This is a genomic window from Acidisphaera sp. L21 (genome assembly GCF_009765685.1).
Lineage (GTDB): Bacteria > Pseudomonadota > Alphaproteobacteria > Acetobacterales > Acetobacteraceae > LMUY01.
On the sequence record NZ_LMUY01000093.1, the window covers coordinates 95,214 to 109,503 of the forward strand.

A 14,290-nucleotide genomic window follows, 5' to 3' on the forward strand; every position below is an offset into this window, starting at 1 on the left:
TACCGACTGGGTGCTCCCCATGTTCCTCTTCTCCAGCTAATATCGTTGCGTAGATGGTTTGCTTTCTAAGCAGCACGGCTCGGTCGCCCTTCCGGACACACTTTCGAGATCTTGCGGCCGGGGACCGGGAGCTGGAACGTGGAGGATCTCACCTACCATGCCGCCAAGGGTGTCTGGCGCGCGGCCGGCCCGGGAGAGATCACCGATGTGGTGTAGGGTTGGATAAGGTCGGTTAGCGGTGTCGCGAAGGCGTGAAGGCATAGATGGACGACCGTATGCAGTCGCGAAACACGTCTTCGGCCCGCCGCGACTAGGGCCCTTCGTGTAACAAATCAGCGGGCACGAGGCCACCGGTCCGATTTTGCGTGTCGGCAAAGTGCCGTCCACGCCACTCGACATTTCTCGCCGCCGGGCTGAAGTCGAAGACGAAATTGAACAGCCCCTTTGGCAGGGAGCCGATCTGAGACCTGCCAAAGCTCCGAACGCGGCCGCCAAGCTCAGACGTTATCGATGTGGGTGCATGGAGGTAGATCCAGCCGCCCACCAGATCAGTGGCATCGTCATCCGAAAGATCCCACCAGCCAATTTGGTAAAGCCCGGATTGGGCGTCGAAGGACAGACCTCTCATCTTGCCGTCATCGCCCCGTTGGCATCGGACGTGTAAGGCTCTAACCGCGAGGAGCGTTGTTCGAGCGGTAGGATTGACTTCAATTGCCACGGTAGTCGCATCCTGACACAACCAGCCCGCATCCGTGACTCTCTCGCTCACAGACAAGAAAGGCTTCGTGCTGTGCCTGTCCTTCGTGAGGCTTGATGCCGTAGCCGAAGCCACCGAGACGATTGCGGGCGATCGCAGCACATGCCCCGTGAAAATGATCAATGATCCTACAGTCTGCGCCGCAATCGTTTAAGGCGGCATACTCCGCTGTCATTGAGCTTGAGTGGTTGTATGACAGCCCTTGCCGGTCATCGTCGCTTCGAGCAATGGCGCCCTCGGCTTTGGCGGCCACCATACCTATTGCAATCATGACGCCAGCAATGGCGATCCAGAAGGTCAAGGCTCGCGGCACAAGTAAGATCCAGAGGGGGGAGAAATCCGAACGGCGGGTGGCACCTTCGATCAAATTCATTAAATTCTTAATATCACAGCTAATAAAAAGAATGGGGCGAGGTCACTAACGCCGGGTAACCTGAACCATCAACCAACTTGCCAGGAAATATATTCCGTCCGACAAACAGGCTTTGTGGACACTATCATGCGTCGCGTGGGAAGATGGTGGCAGCGGTGCTATTGCTGCTGGCGAACCGAATACAGTGGCAGGCCTAAGGCCCCTCTTGCACTGGTTTGTGACGCGTCTGTCTCCATAATTTTGTCAGTGCCACCATAAAGGCCAGCAGCATAATGATGGCAGGTATATCTTTGAGTGGCTTCGCGTCTCCATGCGTCCAAGCAAAAAAGTCAAGATGTATAATCCAAATGAATTCATGATCATGAGCAAGGGATAGATCCATCTGATCACACGGTTCACAGCTTCATCTCCAAAGCTGCGAAGATGGCAAGGCTAGGTTAAAGTTGGCTGAAGTATATTCTATGGACCTTTGGTGCGGGCTGAAGCAGCTCAGCCTATTATCGGCCTCTAGACCGCTTCGCCACAAATTATGGGATGTCGAGGTTTTAGCGATGGTAGATCCAGTTAAACGATTAGGTCTTCCGCGAGCGGTCGTTCGCTGTGCTTAAGACGAATATCATAACAAGTGCCGACCGTGCAGTTCGTCCTCGCTCGGCCGGAACATCCTATTGACCATTCATTGTGAATCCGACATCATTTTAAGACATGGCTCCAGACGATCCGCCCTATCAGCCCACGCCGCTGGATATCGCGCTTGCGAAAGATCCGTCGGCGGAGGCTGCGAGCCGGGAAGTGAAGGAGGCGTCCCAGCCGCCTGCCGGGCAACCATCCGATTGGCCGCAGCTTGACCAGGCGGCGCGGGACCTGGCCGATGGGATGACCGAAGGCCGCAAGCAGCTCATCCGGCGAACCACCTTCCCGCCCCTCGCGGACGACGAATAGCCGGCCTTCCCTGTCGTATGCTAACGACTTGCCTATCATACCCATGTAGTCCGGCCGATGGCATCATGACGGCGGCGTTGGGACATGGATTCGGATACGCAGCACGCTAGTAACCGGGGCACGCGGCGCTGGCTCGTGGTGTCGGTCCTCGGTGTGTTGACCGCGGCGGTGCCGGCCGTGCTTCGGGGCTATGACGCGCTGGAATGGGTCGCCGAATTTCCCGTCTACTGGATTTCGGGCGTTGCCATCGGCGCGGCGCTGATCCACCTCATCGTCGCGGCGGGTCCATGGGACGACGCAGCCGCTTCGCACGCGTTAAAGCGGTTCGTGCTTGGGTTCGGGGTTGCGACCATTCTCCTGGTTATCCTCGGGATTGGTTCGACCGGGGATTGGATCCGGTTCGCCTTGTTCCAATCCGGGCTGGAATCACTGGAGCCGCTGTCCGGCACGCAACTCGCATCGGCCCAGTTCTACTACTGAAGCGGCCGGGCCGGGCCGGAGGAATACGAATACCTCGTGTTCGACCCGTACGGCAAAGTCGCCAGCCTGCCGATCGGGGCCACGATTCGCGGCTCTGCCTGCCCGCTGGTCGATAACCGCACCATGCTGAAGCCGTGGCGGATCATCGCCACGGACGATTGCAGCCTGTTCGGGACGGATGGCTAGGCGTTCGCCGGGTGCAGCGTGATGGTGTGCTCCGTCGCTGCATCCACCGCGGCGGCGGTATACAGCAGCGGCACATATTCGCCCGCAGCCCATAGCGGCGCCAGATCCGCGAAGTGTGGGCTGCGCGGGTCGCCGGATTGGCCCGGCGCGTTGATGGCCTGGCTCGCATCCCAATTGCCGACATCCACGACCATGCGGAAGGACGCGCCATGGGTGACCTTGAAGTCGCTCATCCGGTAACCCGCCGCCATCGGGGTGGATGCGGAGCCACCCTTGGGCAACCGCCCTACGCCGGGCAGGTCGGCCACACGGGCCAGCGGGTGGGGAAAGGCGCCGTGGTGCAATCGGCCCCAGGCCCAGCCCGCCGGGTCCGACCCCATCCGGGCGGCGCAATCCGCCCACGCGGCGTCCAGGGTGCGGGATAGCAGGTCTTCGTGCCCGTCGAACCCAGCCTCCAGCAGGCCCAACAGCGTTTCCACGTCACCCGGCACGAGCAGATTTCGCACTGTCGTGTCTTGGCTGGCACGGTCCAGCAGGGTGGGCTTCAGGTGTTTCGACCACCAGACCTCCTGCAAGGCCGCGGCCGCGGAGTCCCGGGCCAGATGATGGTCCCACGCCTGCAACAGCGCCGCCGCCGGGCTGGAAAAGCCGGCGATCAATCGGCCCAGCCGCTGCCCTGGGACCGAGTAATCGTCGGTTTGTAGCGCCATGGACTCTGCCAGGCTGTGCTGCGGCTGCGCGTCAAGTAACTGGTGGATCCGGTTGCTGCGCGACCGCTCAGCCCATTCGAAGCCGAGCTTCAAATCGTCGGCGGGAAAGCCCCCCGGCAGGTTCATCTCGTTGGCGGTGGCGAAGTAGCCGCGCGCCGGGTCGATCGAGCGGGGCAAGGCGTCGAAGGCGTGGAACCCGTCCCATTCGTAGCGCCCATCGCCGGGCACCGGCATCAGCCCGTCCCAGTTCGGTCGCACGGGGCTGCGGCCGGCGGCGAACCAGGCGATGTGGCCGGTGGCGTCGGCATAGACCTGGTTTACCGACGGCGTGGACCAATGCGACAGCGCCGCGCCGAACTCCTCCACCGACCGGACGCCGAGATAGGCCAGCGAGCCGAAATACGCGGACGAGCCCGGCTGCGACCATACGGTGCGCACGGCGAAGGCGGCCCCTGCCCCGGCCTTCACCACCGGGCCGTGCCGCGTGTAGGCAAGCTGCACGGTTTGGTCGGCGCATCCGCGTACCGCGATCGTCTCGGTGACGTCGGTCATCGCTTCCCACCCGTCGCCGTAGCGGTATTGGGCCGGGTTCGCGGGGTTCAGGGCGTAGACGAACAGGTCTTCCTGATCCATCGGGAAGATCGTCAGGCTGAAGGCGGCGTGGCCGTTGTGGCCGATGGCGATGCCGGGCAAGGCGGGCTCCCCTGCCCCGATGACGTCGATGCCCGGCGCCGTCAGATGCACGATGCTGCGCAGCGACGGCAACGCGTGCGCGCGGTGCGGATCGCTGGCCAGGATCGGACGACCGGTCGCGGACCGGCTGCCGCTGATCGTCCAATTGTTGGAGCCCTGGAGGTAGACGTCGCCGGTGTCGGTCACCTTGGTCCAGCGCCAGGCGTCTTCCAGGGTGGCGCCCAGCCGTTCCGGGCTGAAATCGGGCGCGGCGGTGGCCAGCTTGAACACATCCAGCACGTCTGGCGGCACGCAGGCCGGGTCCAGTCCTTCAGGGATCGTGGCCGTGTGGGCTGGTTCTAGCGAGCGGCGGACCAGGTCGGTCTCGAATCCGGCGCGGGCTACGATCTGCGCCCGCGCGGCCTCCGACAGCACGTTGCGCACCAGGCCATGGCTGCGAATGCGCACGACGTCGCTTGCCTCCCACCGCTCCGGTCGCGTGTCCATGGCAGCGAATTCGGGGGGCAGCAGGCTGGGGTCGGCCTCCGTCAGACCGATCCAGGCATTGATGCCGGCGACGAATGCCTCCGTGGTGGCGCGGGCTTCGGACGTGCCGTAGGCGGCCCATTCCGCATCCATGTCGCCGCGGTAGAGGAACAGCCTTGCCGCCCGGTCCTGCGCGAGGAAGCCGGGGCCGAAATCGGCGGCCATGCGACCGAGCCCACGCTTGCGCCAGATATCCAACTGCCACAGCCGATCGCGTGCGGCGTTGAGGCCCTGGACGAAGAACACATCCCGACGGCTGCTGGCGCGAAGATGCGGAATGCCCCAGCGATCCACCCGAATTTCCGCCCCCTGCTCCAGGCCGGGAACGGTGTAGGCGGATGTCTGGGGCAAATTGCGAATTCCTCGATGGCGGCGCGAACACTCATCGCGGCCGTGCGTGGTGGCAAGGGCCGCGCCGCCTCAATGCACTTCAGGCACTTTGAGGTAGACCCAAAGCAGATTGGCCAGCAGCAGCGTCGCCGTCACCACGAACACCCAACTGAGCCCGGCGGTCGCGGCAATGATGCCGCCCGATAGCGGCCCGAGCGAGCCGCCCAGGAACATGGCCGAGGCGGTGATGCCGTACACCATGCCCCGATCACCCGACGCGGCCAGCCGCCCCACCAGCGCATTGGCGGTCGGCAAAATGCCGCCCACGAACAGCCCCAAGGCGAACCGAGCCGCCACGAAGCCCCAGTAGCTGGTGACAAAGGCCTGCGGCAGGCTGGTCAAGGCCGCGCCACCCAAACAGATCAGCAGCACTCGCCGATAGCCGAGCGTGTCGCTGCGCCGGCCGAGGAACGGCGACGCCAGCAGGTCGCCCACCCCGGTGATGGAGAACGCAATGCCGCCCAGCGTCGCCAGATCCGGCCGTTGGCCGGCCAGGTGCTCCACATACAGCGTCACCACCGGCTGCACCGCCTGCACCCCGAATTGGGCCAACAGCAGCACCACGAATAACGGCAGCAGGCCGGGCGACTTGGCCAGGACGCCGAAGCTTTTGAACAGCGATAGCGGGCGGGATGATTTGGGCTTTGGCTTGTGCCCCTCCTGCACCAGCTTCAGCACGAATAGCCCGCAGGCCAGGCAAATGGCCGATGTCACCAGGAACGGGGCACGGTAACTGCCGGTGACATCGGCGATCACCCCGCCCACCACCGGGCCGACCAGGGTGCCGACAAGCTGCCCGGTGCTGAGCCAGCCGAGCGAATAGCCCAGCCGCTGCATCGGGACCTGGCTGGCGACCAACGTGATGGTGGCGGCGTTGAACCCGGCGAACGCCCCCATTAGCGCGCGCAACGCCAGAAGCTGCCAGGCCGACTGCACCACGCTCATCAGCCCGATGAAGACGCAGATGGCGAAGCAGGACCGTAGCACCATCAGCTTGCGCCCTCGCCGGTCGGCGACGCGGCCCCAGAACGGTGAGACGAAGGCCGCGATGAACGATGTCACGGAGGCGAGTATGCCCGCCCACAAGTCGATGGCGCCCGGGTCTTGCACGCCCAGCACGGGCAAATACAGCGGCATGACGGGGCTGAGTACGGTGAAGCCAAGGTTCATGCCGATTTGGGCGCCGACCATGACCGCTAGGGTGCGCTTCCAGTCTGGCGCGGCCTCGGGGTCCAGGATCGCGTCGCTGGGGGTCTGGTCGCTGGGTGTCATCGGGGTGAAAACTCTGCCCGACCGCATTGAATGTAAACCCGCTTTGGGTGGCTGAGGGCGGTTTATACAACTGCCGGGTCGCTACCACCTGCTACAAAGCGGTAGCAACATGTAGCTGTAACAGTGCTATCGGCGTGTAGCAGTGTGTCGCATCTGCACGCTTCATGTTGCATGATGCCGCCATGGGTAGCGGTATGTAGCAACATGCCGCTAGACCGTGCTACCGCACGCTACCACTCGCAACCTGAGGTCCCAATGCCCGTCATCGTCGTGGCCAATCCCAAAGGCGGCGCCGGCAAAAGCACGACCACCCTCGTGCTCGCCCAGACGCTTGCCCAGCTTGGCGCTAGCGTGACCATCATCGATGCCGACCCGAACCGGCCGATCGTGGAGTGGCGGGGAGGGGAATCGGCGTTGGATCTGACCGTCATCGGGGATGCGACCGAAAGCTCCATCATCAAGCAGATCCGCGAGCAGCGAACCCACCAGCAATTCGTCTTCGTCGACCTGGAGGGCACCGCCAGCCGCCTGGTGTCGCGCGCCATCACCCAGGCGGATTTGGTGCTGATCCCGCTGCAGGCCAGCGGCGTCGACGCCCGCCAAGCCAGCCGGGCGGTGGCGCTGATCCATGAGGAGGAGGAGGCGTTGGGCGACCGGGTCATCCCGTTCCGCGTGCTGCTGACGCGGACCAGCCCGATCATCTCCACCAGGATCGAGAAGGAGATCGTCGGCGCCCTGGTCGCTGTCAAGCTGCCGCTGATGCAGACCCGGCTGAACGAGCGGCAGGCCTACAAGGCGATCTTCGTCCGCCGCCTGGCGCTGCACGAGCTTGACCCGGCACGCGTGAACGGGCTGCCCGAGGCGCTGGCCAACGCCCAGCATCTGGCCGACGAGCTAGTCGACATCCTGTCCCCCCAAACCACCCAAGCGGAGCTTGCCTAGATGAGCGACGACACATTCGGCTTCTCCGCCGCGCGCAAGACCACGGCCGAGAAGCTACGCGCCATCCGCCCGGCGGATACCGCACCGACAGCGCCAGAATTGGCCAAGGTTGACGCGGTCGGCGACTCGCTGGGGTTCAAGACCCGGGAGGATTCGCGCGGCCGCACCCTGCATCGCCGCAAGCGGGAGATCGGGCCCACGGTCGCGATCAACACCCGCGCCCCCGAACGCGTCGCCGAACCGTTCGTCCGGTTCTGCGAGGATCATCGCTTCTCCTACTGGGAGGGGATTGAGGAATTGATGAAGCGGGCAAAGGTCGACTAGGCCGGGCCGCGGAGGAGGGTAGGGGGCTTGGAGTTTACCAGGGGCGGTCCGCATTGGACTTTGGTAGGGGACGCGACTCGGTTGGACTTTGGTAGGAAGCGCTGCGGGAAAGCGTTGGACTTTGGGAGGTAAATCGTAATTTCGCCGCCAATTCCTCCACAGACCGCGTTGGACTATTGCAGGCGAAATACTGGACTTTACCAGGGGACGATTGGCTGCGCCGGTCATAGATCAATGGGTTAGCCCCGTTACCCACAGGACTTTGCCAGACCAACTAATAGGAAGACTTCTAAAGGTTTCGAATACCCTCCCAAAGTCCAGCTTGCGACCATCCTAACCGTACTGCACATTTGGCCCAACGGAGCGCAGATGGCACGAATACACGATCTTCTCAGCGATATTGGCCGACAAGAAACACTGCAACTCGGGCTGGATCGCCGGGTGATCGATGCTGCCTCAGGCTATCTATCGTCCGAAGACAACGAAACCAGCTTTCTGTTCTCCGGTTGGACCTACACGTCATTTCCGCACCGCAGGCTTGCCGACGACGCCAGTTGGACGCTGCGGACCGACCAGGCGACGCTGGTCGTGCAGCCCGGCTTGCGGGTTCCGGCAAGCGGGGAGGCGGTGGCGGTCGGGGTTCCCTACGGCTCTCGCGCACGGCTTATCCTATTGTATTTGCAGACGCAGGCGATCAAAACCGGCTCCCGCGAGGTTGAGCTGGGTAAGACGCTGACGGCGTGGTTGCGGCGGATGCAGATTTCGATCGGTGGCAAAAGCCTGACCGATGTGCGGGCCCAGGCGGACCGGATTGCACGCTGCCGGATGACGTTCGAGTTCCGGTCTGGCGGGGTGCTGGGGCTGCGGAACCAGCATATCCTGGACCAGGCGTTGTTCGTGGACGATCAAGCGCCCGCCGGGTCGGCGCCGTTTCTGGAGACGGCGCGGCTGTCGGAAAGTTACTTCGACGAACTCCGCCGTCATCCGGTGCCGGTGGAGGAGATCGCGATTCGCCAGATCTCCAACAACTCGATGGCGATCGATATCTATACTTGGCTGGCCTACCGCCTGCACTCGTTGAACGCGCCGCGGGCGATCTCGTGGAAGGCGCTGGACGCCCAATTCGGGCACGGCTTCGCACGGATCGACAATTTCCGTCGCCAGTTCAAAGAAAACCTCGATCTGGCGATGGCGGTGTATCCGGGTGCGGTGGTGGAGGTGAGCAGCGCCGGGGTGACGCTGAAGCCCTCGCGCTCCCCGACGGAGCCAAAGCTGTATAAAAGCAGCAGGTTGACGCTGACCTGAGCGGCTTTCCTGGTAAAGTCCAGCGCTCCTACCAAAGTCCAGTAGGAATGGGGCTGCGATCCCTACCATAGTCCACCGCGGACCATTCCTCTTGGGCGATGGCGTAAAAACAAGCGGTTGGGACATGACACCAACACCGCCCCAGGGATCGGATCCCTGGTAAAGTCCAACGCTGCCGATCGTGCTACATGTTGCTACACGTAGCTTTCATCGTTGCAACGCGCCCAATACCTGCTCGATTCAGGTGTTGAGATTGGTGCTGTCGATCCAGCGCAGCACGGCGACCAGGTCGTGCTCGGGGTCGATCCAGGTGACGTTGCCGCCGGCGCCGATGGCGAAGAAATTGTTGCGGGGGGCGGCGGGTTGGTAGGTGCCGTCGCTGTTCAGCCACCAAAACAGGCCGTAACGCGGGTTCAGCGGGCAAGGGGTGACGGAGGCAGCGACCCATCCGCCGGCAGCACGCGTTGGTCGCCCCACATTCCGCCACGCAGCATCAGCAGGCCGATGCGCGCCTGATCTTCCGCGTGGATGAACGCGCCGCCACCCCAATGGCCGCCGCCGGAAACGGATTGCACCTGATTGCCGCCGACGTCGACGAAGGAGCTGCGGTACCCTTCCCACCGCCAATCCGACGAGGCGCCGAGCGGCTGCATGATGCGTTCGGCAAAGACCTGGGGGAGGGCACGGCCGAATCGGCGCAAGAGCGCGAGGCTCAGGCGGTTCACCCGCACGTCGTTATATTCCCAGAATGTGCCGGGCGTTTGCAGCGGGCGGGCGGCGCCCTTGGCACCTGCCGGGCGGCCCGCCGCCTCGCTGGTCAGGCTGCAGTTGCGGTCGATCTGTTCGGATTTGCCGAATAGGCTGCCCTCCCATTCCGAGGTCAATTGCAGCATCTGCCGCCAGGTGATCGGCGCGTTGTGCTCGCTGTCGAAGCCGCCATCGTCGACCGTCTCGCGAATCGGTGCGTCCAGGTCCGGGATCAACCCATCGGCCACCGCGATGCCGGCGAGGATCGACAGGTAGCTCTTGGCGACGCTGAACGTCATGTCGACCTGGCGCGTATCGCCCCAGCTTGCGACCAGCTTGCCATGGCGCAGCAGCAGGCCGTTGGGACCGCCGCGCGGGGCGACCGGTCCGATGATCTCGTTATCGGGCGGCGGCTCGAAAGAGGAGATGCACGAGCATTTCAAATTGCGCATGCCACGTTTCAGTTCGAGACACCCGCAACGGCAGCAAAGTGCAAGCTGCGGCCGGGAAGTCGTTTGAAGGCACGCTAAAGCGAGGGTCGGCGGCATCACAGGTCGGCCCTGCCAACGCAGCATCGATGACCCCGGCGGAATACGCCGACCTTTCGCTAACCCGCGCCGCTGACATGGGCCAAGTCGAGCCCATCTGCAGCGTCATGACCGATCTCCTTGTCTGGTTTGATGGCGATTGCCCTTTGTGTCAGCGGGAGATCGCGCTGATGCGGCGGCTGGACCGTCGCCGCGTCATCCAGTTCACCGATGTCTCTCGCACCGCGGCGACAGACTGCCCAATCGACCGGGCGATGCTGTTGGCTAGGTTTCATGCGCGAGAGGACGGGAACTTGCTGTCCGGAGCGGCGGCATTCGCCGCAATGTGGCGGGCAGTCCCAATGCTGCGGCCGTTCGGGCTCATGGCGCGCAACCGTCTCGTGCTGGCGGTCTTGGAGCGGGCTTACGTAGCATTCCTGCGTATGCGACCCCGTCTGCAGCGTTTGGCGCGAAGGCTAGCGTGATGGAATTCGTGCCTACCGACGGCGGCCACGTGGGTTGAAGCTCTCTGGTCTTCGAACCCGAACAGCGTAGCATCGGTGGCTCACGAAGTCGAACACGGCCACATGACCAATCGTCGCATCCTGTTTGTCGAGCACGTGCCGGAAATCTTGGAGTTCTACAGCCTGTATCTGGAAGAGCTGGCTACGAGGTATTCCGGGCCACTAACTTTGATGAGGGCAAGACTCTGGTGGCGGCGACCCGTCGGGACCCGTTCGACCTCGTAATCACCAATATCGGCCGGGAGAATGTGGATAAGCATGGCATTTGACCCCCATTAAGCGTCCAATCTTGACCCCGCTGATTAGCGTGTAAGCTACTGAGAGATTGCCGAAATTGGCAGAGAGGGAGAGGTCAGCCTTGGACGCCGAAAGGGGTCAAACTCGGAACCGATCCACAGCCCGGGAAGGCAAGGTACTGGTGTCCAAGTCGCTGGCGGTGGACCAGAAACGCAGCACCATCGTCACCCTTATCGACGCCCTGTTCTACGATCTCGTGCTGGAAGGCGACGTGAAGATCCCCAAGCAGGGTGAGAAGCGCGAGCGCGAGTTGCGTGCCCTGTTCCGGCGCCGGCGCAAGCCGGTCGCCTTGTTCGTAGATGAAACCCACAACCTGCACCCGAAGACGCTGACCGGGTTGAAGCGGCTGATGGAGGTAATCGCGGACGGCGGCGGCAAGCTGTCCGTCGTGCTGGCAGGCCATCCCAAGCTCCGCAACGACCTGCGCCGGCCCACCATGGAGGAGATCGGCTACCGCACCAGCCCGTTCAGCTTCGACGGCATCGCCGGACAGCAGCGCGAGTACATCGCCTGGCCGCTCCAGGCTTGCGCCGCCGAAGGCATCAAGCCCGGCGACATGCTCGCCGATATCGCGGCCGAACTGCTGGCCACGCGCCTGCTCACCCCCTTGCAGATTGAGCAGCACCTGACTCGGCGTTCGAGGAAGGGTTCAGGGTGGGAGAGAAGCCGGTCACGGCCGAAGTCGTGGAGGCAGTTCTGTCGCGTCAGCTTGACGAACTGGAGCCCAAGTTGACGCGGCACGGCTACAACGTCGCATCCTGTCCGAGCAGTTCAACGCCAAGCCCGCCGAGATCAGGCGCCTACTACGGGGCGAGCTGGACGCGACGCACACCCGCGAGCTGACCGATGAGATGCTCGCCGCCGGGCTGCCGCTGTGACCCGGGCCGGTGTCATGGCACGTGAGCACGCACCGATGATGTCGAACACCGACCATGAAGCCACGTAATGTGAGCAGGAGCGCCAGCCTGCGATCATCCAATCCGAGCAGGACCACGCCCTGAAAGCGAGCACGGCCGTCGATGATGTCGAGCGGCTACAACTACTCAAGCTTGCCGCCTTCGAGACTGGACTCCCGATGCAGAGGCTCGTCGAAGAGGCGATCGTGAAGCGCCTGGTTGAAATGGGCTACCCGGCCAAACTCGGGCCAGGGTAGGGCAGCGCGCCGTCTAGTGGCAGGCGGCTGGCGTGTGAGCGAGTAGATAGATCGTCGCCGCCATAAGCCAGCCGGTGAGAAGCCCGCCGCCCAGAATGAGCAGATGGCGTGAGGTCTCCCCGGTCATTTGCTCCAGAAGTGCCCGATGGCGGTGCCGGCGGCGAGCCCGAAGGATAGTAAGGCGACGGCAGCCGTGATGGCCTGGATGGTGAAGGTCCGATTGGACTGCTTCATATCGGCCCGCATTTTCTCGATGTTCGTCTGCATCTGCTCAATCCTGATGTAGCGTTCTTCCTGATCCTGTAGGGCGCCAATCTCGGCTTCGAGCCTGGCGATTTCGGCCTCATGCATATTGGAGCTTACTCCTTTGCCTGGAAGCCGTCACGGGGTCACGCCATAGAACGGGCGGGATAGCACGGTTGGCAGCACGGACTGGGAACACGGTCACGCAGCGGCGGCCGTAGGCAGTCTGGCGGCTGTGCCCCGCAGTGGCCTGAACCCGTCCGGGCCAAGGCTTGCGTCGGCACCCCAGAGATAGTCGCCGGTGAGGTTGAGATGCTGCCAGCCGAGTGGGGCAAAGTGGGTGAGCAGCGCGTCCGGAATCAGGTCTCCGCGGCGCCGCGCGGCATCCAGCGCGCGGCCGAGATAGACGGTGTTCCACAGAGCGATGGCGGCCGTGACCAGGGCGAGGCCGCTGGCCCGGTGCTGCTGGGCCAGGGCCGTGCGGTCGTGCAGCCGCCCGAGGCGATGGAAGCACACGGCACGGGCAAGGGCGTTGCGGCTTTCGCCCTTGTTTAACTCCGCCGTCGCCTGCCGGCGCAGTCCAGGCCGTTCCAGCCAGTCCAGGGCGTGCAGCGTCCGTTCGATGCGCCCGATCTCCCGCAGCGCCAAGGCCAGTCCGTTCTGCCGCGGATAAGCGCCGAGCCGCTTGAGCAGCGGCGAGGCGCTGACCGTGCCCGTCCGCACCGAGGCTGCCATCCGCAGCACGTCGTCCCACTGCGCCGCGACCAGCTTGTCGTCGGGCTTGCCTGCGATGAACGGCGCGAGCGCCGGCCACGTTGAGGCCGAGCCAAAGGCGTAGAGCTTGCGGTCGGCGAGGTTGGGAATGCGCGGGGCGAAGCGGAACCCCAGGAGGTGCGCCAGGGCAAATACGTGGTCGCTCACCCCGCCGCCGTCCGTATGATGGACGGAGATGGCGAGGTCAGCCTCATGGTAGAGCAGCCCGTCGATGACGTAGGCCGCCTCGCCCGAGGGCGGGATCGACGCCGTGTGGAACGGGGCATGCCGGGACGAGACGTGGGTGTAGAACAGCGCAGCCGCTTCGCGCCCGTGCCCATGCCGGGCGTTGTGGGCGCCCAGTGCCTCGCCGCGCCCTGCGGTCAGGAACGCTTGGCCGTCGGAACTGGACACGTCGGCGGCCCCGAACAGGGCGGCGAGCGGGTGCCGTTGCAGGGCGTTGGCGATGATGGCCAGGCCCGGGCGATAGGTGTCCTCGCGCAGATGCCAGCCGGCGTTCCAGGCCAGTTCGCGGTAGCTCGCCACTGAGCAGGCGTCGGCCATGCGGGTCAGGCCCATATTGGTGGCGTCGGCGAGCACGGCGGTAAGCACGACACGCAGCTTCGTGGCCGGCATCCCGGTGTGCAGGTGGGTGAAGGCGTCGGCGAACCCGGTCCAGCGATGCACGTCGTCCAGCACGGCGGTGATGCGGGTGTTGGGCAGCATGGCGTAGAGCCGTTCGGCCGCATCCACCGCCGCCTCCGGGGTGATCGCCTTGAGCGGCGTGATCTTCATCTCGCCGCCGCTAACCCTGACGTCCTCCAGCGTGTCCGCCGCAGCCTTCGCATTGACTTCTGACAGGCGCCGCTCCAGCAGGGCGGGGCGCCCGGCCAGGTAATCTTCCGCGGTCGTGGGCACGGCGACCGGCAGTAGCCCGGCCTCGCGCATGGCGGCGAACAGGGCGGGCGGGATAAGCTGGTCCTCGACGGCGCGCCACTGCCGGCTGCCCGCCACCCAGATGTCGCCGGCGCGCAGCCGGTCGCGCAGCGCGAGCAGGGTGGCTGCTTCCCAGATGCGGCGCTGCTCGGCATGGCCCTTGCTGCCGCTGTCCAGCACCGCGTCGCGCCAAGCCGGGCGAAGAAAGCTG

At 64.3% G+C, this 14,290-nt stretch carries 15 protein-coding genes; 8 read left to right on the forward strand and 7 right to left on the reverse strand.

Going from position 1 to position 14,290, the window contains the following annotated elements:
- Nucleotides 1-707: 707 nt before the first annotated feature.
- A complete protein-coding gene (locus tag GSQ76_RS19015) occupies nt 708-1,130 on the reverse strand; it encodes a DUF4189 domain-containing protein (RefSeq protein WP_158745699.1) in 423 nt (140 codons plus the stop codon).
- Nucleotides 1,131-1,835: 705 nt separating this feature from the next.
- On the opposite strand from GSQ76_RS19015, the gene GSQ76_RS19020 reads away from it, so the two are divergent.
- The 3 genes from GSQ76_RS19020 to GSQ76_RS19030 all read left to right on the forward strand — a co-directional run bounded on the left by GSQ76_RS19020 (nt 1,836) and on the right by GSQ76_RS19030 (nt 2,738).
- Nucleotides 1,836-2,072 carry a hypothetical protein gene (locus GSQ76_RS19020; RefSeq protein WP_158745700.1) on the forward strand — a complete coding sequence of 79 codons (237 nt, stop codon included), beginning with the start codon at nt 1,836-1,838 and terminating at the stop codon, nt 2,070-2,072.
- 84 nt (nt 2,073-2,156) lie between these two features.
- Nucleotides 2,157-2,552 (forward strand): hypothetical protein, encoded by a 396-nt coding sequence (locus tag GSQ76_RS19025; protein ID WP_158745701.1) that lies wholly within the window; start codon nt 2,157-2,159, stop codon nt 2,550-2,552.
- 36 nt (nt 2,553-2,588) lie between these two features.
- Nucleotides 2,589-2,738 carry a hypothetical protein gene (locus GSQ76_RS19030; protein ID WP_158745702.1) on the forward strand — a complete coding sequence of 50 codons (150 nt, stop codon included), beginning with the start codon at nt 2,589-2,591 and terminating at the stop codon, nt 2,736-2,738.
- Here the strand turns inward: GSQ76_RS19030 and GSQ76_RS19035 are convergent.
- Together GSQ76_RS19035 and GSQ76_RS19040 are read right to left on the reverse strand one after the other, a co-directional pair.
- Nucleotides 2,735-5,017: a penicillin acylase family protein gene (locus GSQ76_RS19035; RefSeq protein WP_158745703.1), complete on the reverse strand. Its 2,283-nt coding sequence runs from the start codon at nt 5,015-5,017 to the stop codon at nt 2,735-2,737. The genes GSQ76_RS19030 and GSQ76_RS19035 overlap by 4 nt on opposite strands.
- Before the next feature lie 69 nt (nt 5,018-5,086).
- A complete protein-coding gene (locus tag GSQ76_RS19040; RefSeq protein WP_158745704.1) occupies nt 5,087-6,328 on the reverse strand; it encodes an MFS transporter in 1,242 nt (413 codons plus the stop codon).
- Between the two features lie 255 nt (nt 6,329-6,583).
- Here GSQ76_RS19040 and GSQ76_RS19045 point away from each other — a divergent pair, with 255 nt between their 5' ends.
- The 3 genes from GSQ76_RS19045 to GSQ76_RS19055 all read left to right on the forward strand — a co-directional run bounded on the left by GSQ76_RS19045 (nt 6,584) and on the right by GSQ76_RS19055 (nt 8,899).
- Nucleotides 6,584-7,270 (forward strand): ParA family protein, encoded by a 687-nt coding sequence (locus tag GSQ76_RS19045; RefSeq protein WP_254070500.1) that lies wholly within the window; start codon nt 6,584-6,586, stop codon nt 7,268-7,270.
- A complete protein-coding gene (locus GSQ76_RS19050) occupies nt 7,271-7,594 on the forward strand; it encodes a hypothetical protein (protein WP_158745706.1) in 324 nt (107 codons plus the stop codon). It abuts the gene before it with no gap.
- A gap of 369 nt (nt 7,595-7,963) precedes the next feature.
- Nucleotides 7,964-8,899, forward strand: coding sequence for a replication protein RepA (locus tag GSQ76_RS19055; RefSeq protein WP_158745707.1), 936 nt, complete (start codon nt 7,964-7,966; stop codon nt 8,897-8,899).
- Between the two features lie 240 nt (nt 8,900-9,139).
- Here the strand turns inward: GSQ76_RS19055 and GSQ76_RS31995 are convergent, their stop codons facing one another.
- Both GSQ76_RS31995 and GSQ76_RS19060 read right to left on the reverse strand, forming a co-directional pair.
- Nucleotides 9,140-9,376: a hypothetical protein gene (locus GSQ76_RS31995; protein ID WP_254070501.1), complete on the reverse strand. Its 237-nt coding sequence runs from the start codon at nt 9,374-9,376 to the stop codon at nt 9,140-9,142.
- Nucleotides 9,313-10,098, reverse strand: a complete 786-nt coding sequence (locus GSQ76_RS19060; protein ID WP_254070502.1) for a serine hydrolase — start codon at nt 10,096-10,098, stop codon at nt 9,313-9,315. Before GSQ76_RS19060 ends, GSQ76_RS31995 begins: the two co-directional genes overlap by 64 nt.
- Nucleotides 10,099-10,223: 125 nt before the next feature.
- Between GSQ76_RS19060 and GSQ76_RS19065 the strand changes: the two genes are divergently transcribed.
- Entirely contained in the window at nt 10,224-10,658 is a 435-nt protein-coding gene (locus GSQ76_RS19065; protein WP_254070503.1) for a thiol-disulfide oxidoreductase DCC family protein, read from the forward strand.
- A 457-nt stretch (nt 10,659-11,115) separates the two neighbouring features.
- The gene (locus GSQ76_RS19070; RefSeq protein WP_158745708.1) at nt 11,116-11,727 is read left to right on the forward strand and encodes an AAA family ATPase; all 612 of its coding nucleotides are present in this window, start codon (nt 11,116-11,118) and stop codon (nt 11,725-11,727) included.
- 543 nt (nt 11,728-12,270) lie between these two features.
- On the opposite strand, the gene GSQ76_RS19075 is transcribed toward GSQ76_RS19070, so the two are convergent.
- Nucleotides 12,271-12,498 (reverse strand): hypothetical protein, encoded by a 228-nt coding sequence (locus tag GSQ76_RS19075; protein WP_158745709.1) that lies wholly within the window; start codon nt 12,496-12,498, stop codon nt 12,271-12,273.
- A 93-nt stretch (nt 12,499-12,591) separates the two neighbouring features.
- A partial coding sequence (locus GSQ76_RS32000) for a Tn3 family transposase (RefSeq protein ID WP_254070504.1) occupies nt 12,592-14,290 on the reverse strand: 1,699 nt, incomplete at its 5' end.

What these genes read in the sequence shown, in the direction of transcription:
- GSQ76_RS19015 (WP_158745699.1), bottom strand. Translation starts at nt 1,130, where the DNA reads ATGAATTTGATCGAAGGTGCCACCCGCCGTTCGGATTTCTCCCCCCTC.
- GSQ76_RS19020 (WP_158745700.1), top strand. Translation starts at nt 1,836, where the DNA reads ATGGCTCCAGACGATCCGCCCTATCAGCCCACGCCGCTGGATATCGCG.
- GSQ76_RS19025 (WP_158745701.1), top strand. Translation starts at nt 2,157, where the DNA reads ATGGATTCGGATACGCAGCACGCTAGTAACCGGGGCACGCGGCGCTGG.
- GSQ76_RS19040 (WP_158745704.1), bottom strand. Translation starts at nt 6,328, where the DNA reads ATGACACCCAGCGACCAGACCCCCAGCGACGCGATCCTGGACCCCGAG.
- GSQ76_RS19045 (WP_254070500.1), top strand. Translation starts at nt 6,584, where the DNA reads ATGCCCGTCATCGTCGTGGCCAATCCCAAAGGCGGCGCCGGCAAAAGC.
- GSQ76_RS19050 (WP_158745706.1), top strand. Translation starts at nt 7,271, where the DNA reads ATGAGCGACGACACATTCGGCTTCTCCGCCGCGCGCAAGACCACGGCC.
- GSQ76_RS19055 (WP_158745707.1), top strand. Translation starts at nt 7,964, where the DNA reads ATGGCACGAATACACGATCTTCTCAGCGATATTGGCCGACAAGAAACA.
- GSQ76_RS19060 (WP_254070502.1), bottom strand. Translation starts at nt 10,098, where the DNA reads ATGCGCAATTTGAAATGCTCGTGCATCTCCTCTTTCGAGCCGCCGCCC.
- GSQ76_RS19065 (WP_254070503.1), top strand. Translation starts at nt 10,224, where the DNA reads ATGACCCCGGCGGAATACGCCGACCTTTCGCTAACCCGCGCCGCTGAC.
- GSQ76_RS19075 (WP_158745709.1), bottom strand. Translation starts at nt 12,498, where the DNA reads ATGCATGAGGCCGAAATCGCCAGGCTCGAAGCCGAGATTGGCGCCCTA.